The 6,878-nt window shown below is 67.2% G+C and carries 5 protein-coding genes; all 5 read right to left on the bottom strand.

The window, feature by feature from the left end; genetic code table 11:
- Positions 1-6: 6 nt before the first annotated feature.
- Positions 7-2,844 carry an ATP-binding protein gene (locus tag B7G52_RS20225; RefSeq protein WP_096699447.1) on the bottom strand — a complete coding sequence of 946 codons (2,838 nt, stop codon included), beginning with the start codon at positions 2,842-2,844 and terminating at the stop codon, positions 7-9.
- Positions 2,822-3,547 (bottom strand): hypothetical protein, encoded by a 726-nt coding sequence (locus B7G52_RS20230; protein WP_240523552.1) that lies wholly within the window; start codon positions 3,545-3,547, stop codon positions 2,822-2,824. The genes B7G52_RS20225 and B7G52_RS20230 overlap by 23 nt, the downstream gene beginning before the upstream one ends.
- Positions 3,540-4,913, bottom strand: a complete 1,374-nt coding sequence (locus B7G52_RS20235; RefSeq protein WP_096699449.1) for a hypothetical protein — start codon at positions 4,911-4,913, stop codon at positions 3,540-3,542. Before B7G52_RS20235 ends, B7G52_RS20230 begins: the two co-directional genes overlap by 8 nt.
- Before the next feature lie 5 nt (positions 4,914-4,918).
- Positions 4,919-5,650: a 16S rRNA (uracil(1498)-N(3))-methyltransferase gene (locus B7G52_RS20240; RefSeq protein ID WP_096699451.1), complete on the bottom strand. Its 732-nt coding sequence runs from the start codon at positions 5,648-5,650 to the stop codon at positions 4,919-4,921.
- A gap of 97 nt (positions 5,651-5,747) precedes the next feature.
- A complete protein-coding gene (locus B7G52_RS20245; RefSeq protein WP_096699453.1) occupies positions 5,748-6,821 on the bottom strand; it encodes an aminoglycoside phosphotransferase family protein in 1,074 nt (357 codons plus the stop codon).
- Between the last annotated feature and the right edge of the window lie 57 nt (positions 6,822-6,878).

Below are 6,878 nucleotides of genomic sequence, written 5' to 3' on the forward strand. Positions count from 1 at the left end.
ATGGCCTCAATTGCCGGACAACGCGCCCGCCTGCGGCAGGCCGCGCCGCTTGGCCACCGCGATGGGCGGTGCCCAGCGCGCGTCGCGCGGCTTCTTGCTGGTGACCAGGGTGATCTCGGCCGGTTCGAACACCTCCAGGTTGTGTGTGATCGGTGTGGTCAGCACATACTGCGCCTGGGTGGAGCGCAGGAAATGGCCGACGAGCTGGATGTTGCGTACATCGAGGTGGGCGAAGGGCTCGTCGATAAAGACAAAACCGCCGGAGGCGTTGTCTTCGTCCTTGAGCAGACCCACCAGCAGGATCAGCGACTTGATGACCTGCTGGCCGCCCGAGGCTTCGCCGTCGTTCAGGCCTATGCTGCCCTTGCCGTCGAAGTTGAAGTTCACCTTCAGGCCGGCCTGCGCCAGCACGCTGTCGTCGTTCTCCAGCGCAGGCAGGTCGGCCGCGACGTCCACGCCGGCCAGGCTGCCCAGCTCCTGGATGTTTTTGCGGTAGCGGCGCACGGTGCTCCGCAGCACCTCGATGTAACTTTCGCGGGCATTGAACACCGCCGTAGCAGCCTGCGCGTTTTTGGCCTGGTGGTCCTCGAGGCTGAAGCCCTGGTCGCGCACCGTGGCTTCCATGCGGCGGAAACGTTCCTCGACGGTGCTGTCTTTTTCCCAGGTGTCCTGGGCCAAGTCCAGCTCGACGGACTCCAGGCGCAGCCTGGCCTGGACCTCATTCTGGTAAGTGGCCACCAGAGCCTGCAAGGCGGGCGTTGTACGCCAGGCGGAGGGAATCTGGCGGCGGCGCTGCTCGGAGGTGTCTACATCGTTCGTAAGCTGCTTGCGTTTGTGCACCAGTTCAGCGGCCAGCCGGTCGACGTCGGCAAAGCGCTGGCGCAGCGCGGCTTCCCTGGTCTGGTAGTCGGATTCCGCGCGGTGGTGCCTGCCTTTGGCCTCGCCATACGCCAGGTCCAGCTGCTGCCAGCGCGTGGCGGCTGCGATGCGCGCCTGCTTCGCGCCGGGCAAGGTCTGGCGGGCGGCGGCGAATTCCTCGCTGCGCCGTGCGAGCTCCTGGGCGGCGCTGTGGCCGGCCAGGGCTTGTTTGCAGTCTTCGATTTGCCGCTTCACCGCCAGCAGGGCATTGGTGACTGGCCCCAGTTCGGCGTCGAGCCGGCGCAGATCGCGTTCCAGGGCGTCGCGCTGGGACTGCAGCGCGGCAGCGCCAAACTGGTGCTCGCGCGGCTCGACCCAGACCGAGCGGGCGCCTCGGCCGTCGAAGCTGTAGGCCTGGGGCGTGATCCAGTTGCCTGTGGTTTTGCGGCCTTCGGCCGGGCTGTCCACACAGCGCAGATTTTGCAATTGCTGGATCAGCCAGCGTGGCAGCCGGGCGTCAAAGCGGATGTGAGCCAGCAGCGAGCCGGGCGCTGCCGCCGGCACAGCCTCGCCGGGGCCGACCGTGTAATGGCGGTAGCGCTCCGCAGAGGCAATGGTGTCCGCTTGGGCCAAGTCACCGGCCTGATCCAGCAACACCATCCAGCGCAGGGGCCGCAGGGTGCCTTCGATGGCGGCGCGCCAGTGTTCGTCGGTCACCTCGACCACTTCGGCCAGAAAGCGGTGCTTTATGGCCTGGACCTGCAGGCGCTGGCGCAAGCGCCGTGCTTCTTCCGGCTGGGGCGGAGACTTCTGGCCCTCCAGTCCTTGCAGGTCTTGCGCCAGACGCTTCTTTTTTTGTAGCAGAGCGCTGTGACTGGCCTGGGTCTCCTGCTCTTGCGCATACAGGGTAGCGAGGTGCGCGTTCAAGGCCTCGGCATCACTCTCCTTGTCCACCAGGGCCAGCAGCTCGCCTTCGCGCTGGACCAGTTCTTCCAGCGGACGTTCGCTGTCGCGGGTGGCGTCGCGTAGCCGGGCTGCGTCGTCGCGCTCCGTGAGCAGGCGGGATGCTTCGGCTTCGGTGCGGCGGCGCTCCTCCAGCAAGGCCAGTAACTCGGCGTTTTTCTGTGCGCGCTCGGTTTTGGCCTGCAGGACCTGCTGGCGCTGTTTGCGGTGTTCGCGGCTGCGCCGAGTCAGATCCAGGCGATCGCCATACCACTGCAGGACCGGCAGCACCTCAGTGGCCAGGCGCTCGCGTTCCTGCACCTTGTGCTGCCAGTTGTTGTAAAGCGTGACCTTGTTCTGCAGCTCGGCCAGCTGCGCCTTGCCGTGGTCGAGCTCGCGTTCGGCCTGCGCCATCTCGCGGGTCAGTTGCTGCTGGTGCTCGCGCGCCGTGTCATAGGCGCTGAGCACCTCCTGGTCGCCAAACACGTCGAACACCAGCCGCAGCAGTTCGCGCGGGCTGTATTCGCAGAGGCGGTCGGTCTGCCCCTGTTCCAGCGACAGCACCTTGGCGATCGCCGGTGACAGGCCGGCTGCCGACAGCAGCCGGTTCCAGGCTTCGATGCCCATCAGGCCCAGGTCCTTGTCGGGCGTTTCGGACAGCGTTTCTATGCTGACATCTCCTTCGCGCACCGCGTAGCGGCGCTGCCAATCGCCGCCGTTGCGGTCTATGCGGCAGACCAGCGTGACCTGGTCGCTGTAGAGCAGGCGCTTGGCAAAGGGCCGGCTTGAGGTCTGGCGCGTCTGCGCCCGGTTGTCCACCACGGCCCGCAGCCAGGCCACATTGGCGCCGGCGTGGCGGGCATAGGTCTTGTAGTCGCGCGGCTGCGAGCATTTGAGGCCCAGCAAGGTGCGCATGGCGTCGAGCAGCGTGGTTTTGCCCGAACCGTTGGGCCCGGCAATCGTGATGATGGACGCGTCCAGCGGCAGGCTCACGCGCTGGCAGTAGTCCCAGTGGACGAGTTCAAGACTCTGGAGATGAAACATCGTTGGGTGCCGGTGATGGTTTGGCGCTTGCGCGGATGGCGGCCTCCTGGGATTCCTGGACCTGCCGGACTTGCTCGCGTGCCAGCACGTCAGCCAGCGCACCGTCGAGGATGCGCGGCGCCAGCACGTCGTAGCTCAGCAGCACGTCGAGCAGCGGTCCTTCGGCGATGTCGTCCTGCTTGCGCAGGATGAAGGCGTGGCGCTCGAGCAGCTTGAGGTTGCTGTCCAGCCGGGTTTTCTTGCCGAGCTGGTTGCCGTAGTCTTCCAGCAGGGTTTTGTACGACAGCACCGGGCTGGTGCTTCGTGCGGACGGCAGGGGTTTGCTGCCGGCAAACATCTCGTTTTGCGGCACCTCGGCATCGACGCGGCTGGTCTGCCGCTCGCGCTTGGGCAGGATGATGAGGGCCCACAACACGACCAGCAGCGCCACCGCGTCGCGCGGCAGGTCCAGGTTGTTGTTGCCATTGAGCCCGGCTTCGCCCAGCACGCCGGCCTGCGCGGCCGGCAGCAGGGCCAGGCAGACATGGTCGGCATAGATGTTGTCCACCCAGCGCAGCCCGACCTGCGCCAGCCGCTGCTCCACCTGGCGAAACAGCTCGGCGTCCGACAGCGCCCGCCGCACCCGCGTGTGGGTGCGCGCCAGGTATTTGCAGGCCAGCAGTTCGGCAATCAGCAGGCTGGCGTCGTCCGGCAGGTCACTCATGGGGCTGGGCGGCGTGAGTTGTTTCGGTGGGTGTCGGCGGCGCGGGGTGCAGCAGCCCTTGCGTGAGGTGCGAGACGGCGGGATGGTCGTGCGCCTGCAGCTCGTTGCCCCACTCGGCACGCCAGGGCTGGCGCGCCAGATCGCCGGTGGGTCCGGCCAGGGTCTGGGCCTGTGCGTCGCCGAGCAGGGGAAGGAGCTGAGCCTTGTAGGCCACTTGGGCGTAACGCGAGGGGGTGTCGGCCGGGCCGAGCAGGGTGTCGGCCAGCAGCCGCGGCGCGCTGTTGCCCTGACCGGCCTGCAGGCCCCATTGCGCCAATAGCGAGGACAGCTCGGCCAGTTCCTGCGGCAGCGCGACCGTGTCCAGCAGGCCCTCGGGGGCGGGTTGGGCGGCGGGCAGGGGTTCCGGGGCGCCGGCTTGAGGCCGGTCGCGCTCGAACTCGGCCTCGGTGACGTCGAGCATCTCGTGCGGCGCCAGCGCGGCGAGGCTGACAGGTCGGCCCATGGCCTGCCCAGCCAAGCTGTCCAGCGAAGCCAGGGTCTGCAGCCAGAGCTTGACGTCGGTGCTGGTGATACCGGTGGTGCCCAGTGTCACGCGCTGCCTGTCCACCTGCTGCAGGGCCCGGTTGAACTGGCTGGCCATGGCCAGCAGGCGCGACTGCGCCTGGCCCAAGCCGCGCGCGGCTTTTTCCAGGGCCACCAGGCCGCGCGAATTGCTGATGATGGCCGTGATCGCCTCCGAGGCCCGGTCAATCAGCCGGGCCGCGCGATCGTAGCGCTTGCGCGCCTCGCGCAGGCGAAACTCCGAGCCGCTGGCGATTGCATCCTGGAACTCGCTGTGCTGGCGCTCCAGCTGGGCCTGCAACATCTGCACTTGTCGGCCGTCCAGCGTGCCGAGGCGGTTGGCGCCCACCACCTGCCCCAGCAGTCCGGCCAACTCGTCCTCGCTGGCGCCGCTGGTCAGTGGGCTCAGCAGGGCCGTGAGTTGTTGCGCCAGGGACGTGATGCCGTGGCGGCGCTGGGTTTCGTCCCAGCTCAGCAGGCCGACGTCGCGAAAGCGCTTGAGTACGGTGTCCAGTGCCTCCGGACGCAGTGCGTGAAACAACTGATCGAGCTCTTCCCGTGTCAGGGCGGCCTGGGCCTGGCCCATAAGGGTCATGAACACCCACAGGCGCAGGCGAACCAGCCCGGCGGGGCCGTGGAACAGGCCGCGCAAGGCGTCGATCTGCGCGGCCTGCTGTTCGATCTGCCAGGCCAGTGGTGAATCGCTGGCGTGGTCGGCATCGCGAAAGTAGTCGGCCAGCGGCGCTTCGCCTTCCAGGCCGATGACGCCTGACAATTCTGAGGACAAAGGCGCAAGCCGGTTCATTGGTGTCATTCTGTCAACATGGCCAAAACGCTCAGCGGCGCGGTTTCGGCGCGCAGCACACGCGGGCCCAGGGTCACCGGCACAAAGCCGCGCGCCAGCGCGGCGTCTTCTTCGGCCAGGCTCAGGCCGCCTTCGGGGCCGCTGAGCAGGGTCACGGGGGTTGCGCTGTCATACGCGGCCAGGGCTTGCGCCAGCGGCTGCGTGTCGGCGCGCAGCGACAGCAGCAGCCTGGGCGCGGCCGACGCGGCGGGCGGCAGCGCGGCCAGCCAGTCGCTGAGCGTGTCGACCGCATGCACCGGCGGCAGGCGGTTGCGCCCGCACTGTTCACAGGCGGCGATGGCCACGCCCTGCCAGTGCGCGACCTTTTTGTCGGCGCGTTCACCCTTGAGGCGCAGCACCGAGCGTTCGGCCATCAGGGGCGTGATGCTGGCGGCACCGAGTTCGCTGGCTTTTTCGACCAGCCAGTCCATGCGTTCGTTGGCCGGCATGCCCACGACCAGGTGCACGGCGCGGCGGGTTTCGCGCTCCACGTCGCTGTGGGCGTCGACCCGCACCTGCACGTCGCTGCGGCCCATGCGTTCAATCGTCGCCTGGAACTCGCCGCCCTGGCTATTGAACAGCGTGATCACGTCGCCGGGCTGCAGGCGCAGCACCTGCACGTGGCGCGCGGCGCGATCGGGCAGGGCCAGCGAGTCGCCGGTGCGCAGCGGCAGGTCGGCATAGAAGCGGGGCGTCATGGCCGGCTCTCCAGAGCTTGCATGTTGCTATGAAATAAGTAGCTGTAGGCGTTTATAAACAAAGGGCTAGGACCTAATTCTGCATTGAACGAAAGACTCAAAACGTGTAGCCCACCCGGGTTTCGTTGCCTTCAATCTCGTCGAGCAACACCATCAGCGGCCCGAGCTGGCGGTAGCGGGCACAGGTGGCACGTGCGTATGTGATGAAGCGTGGCGTGTCGGCCAGGTATTTCGGCTTGCCGTCGCGCAGGGTCAGGCGCGCAAAAATGCCAAGAATCTTGAGGTGGCGCTGCAGCCCCATCCATTCCACCGCCCGGTAAAACTCGCCGAAATCATCCCCTACGGGCAGGCCGGCCTTGCGCGCCTGCTCCCAGTAACGCACGGTGATCTCGAGCACAAAGTCTTCCGGCCAGCTGATGAAGGCGTCGCGCATCAAGCTGGCGATGTCGTAGGTGATGGGGCCGTAAACCGCATCCTGGAAGTCGAGCACGCCGAGCCGTGGCTCGCCGCTTTCCGGAACCATCAGGTTGCGGGGCATGAAGTCGCGGTGCACAAACACGCGTGCGCCGCCCAGCGACTGCAGGTTGCTGGCCATGATTTGCGCAAACAGGCCGTCGAGCTTGCCGCGCAGGGTGCTGTCCACCGGGATGCCCCGGTGCTGCTGCACATACCAGTCGGGAAACAGGGCCAGCTCACGCGCCAGCAGGGTTTCGTCATAGGGCGGCAGGACATCCGGCTGCGAGGCCAGCTGCCAGCGGACCAGCGCATCGACCGCTTCCCGGTAAAGGTCGTAGGCGCGCTGGGCTTTGTTGGCTTCGGGCTGCTGCTCGATCACCTCGAGCATGGTCCGGGCGCCCAGGTCGCTCAGCAGCATGAAGCCCTGGGCCTGGTCCCAGGCCAGCACGCGCGGCGCATTCAGCCCGGCGTCGGCCATCAGTCCGGCGACCTTGACAAAAGGCGCACAGTCCTCCTGTGCGGGCGGGGCGTCCATGATGATGCAGCTGCCGCCGTCGGCTGTAAGCACCCGGAAATAGCGGCGGAAACTGGCGTCGGCCGATGCGGGCTGCACCGTTTCTGGCAGCAGGCCGTGGGTGGAGGCATGGGCCTGCAGCCAGGCAGAAAAAGCGCCGGCGCGGGTGGCATCAGGCCAGACAAGGGGGGATTCGGTCATGCGGTCTTTCGGCCTGCCTCAAATGGATACATCAAAAGATGGGGGAAGGGTCGGGTG

The organism is Polaromonas sp. AER18D-145, from assembly GCF_002379095.1.
GTDB lineage: Bacteria > Pseudomonadota > Gammaproteobacteria > Burkholderiales > Burkholderiaceae_C > Polaromonas.

Bases quoted from the DNA above. Each gene is read 5' to 3' on its own strand.
- B7G52_RS20225 (WP_096699447.1), bottom strand. From the start codon at position 2,844: ATGTTTCATCTCCAGAGTCTTGAACTCGTCCACTGGGACTACTGCCAG.
- B7G52_RS20230 (WP_240523552.1), bottom strand. From the start codon at position 3,547: ATGAGTGACCTGCCGGACGACGCCAGCCTGCTGATTGCCGAACTGCTG.
- B7G52_RS20235 (WP_096699449.1), bottom strand. From the start codon at position 4,913: ATGAACCGGCTTGCGCCTTTGTCCTCAGAATTGTCAGGCGTCATCGGC.
- B7G52_RS20240 (WP_096699451.1), bottom strand. From the start codon at position 5,650: ATGACGCCCCGCTTCTATGCCGACCTGCCGCTGCGCACCGGCGACTCG.
- B7G52_RS20245 (WP_096699453.1), bottom strand. From the start codon at position 6,821: ATGACCGAATCCCCCCTTGTCTGGCCTGATGCCACCCGCGCCGGCGCT.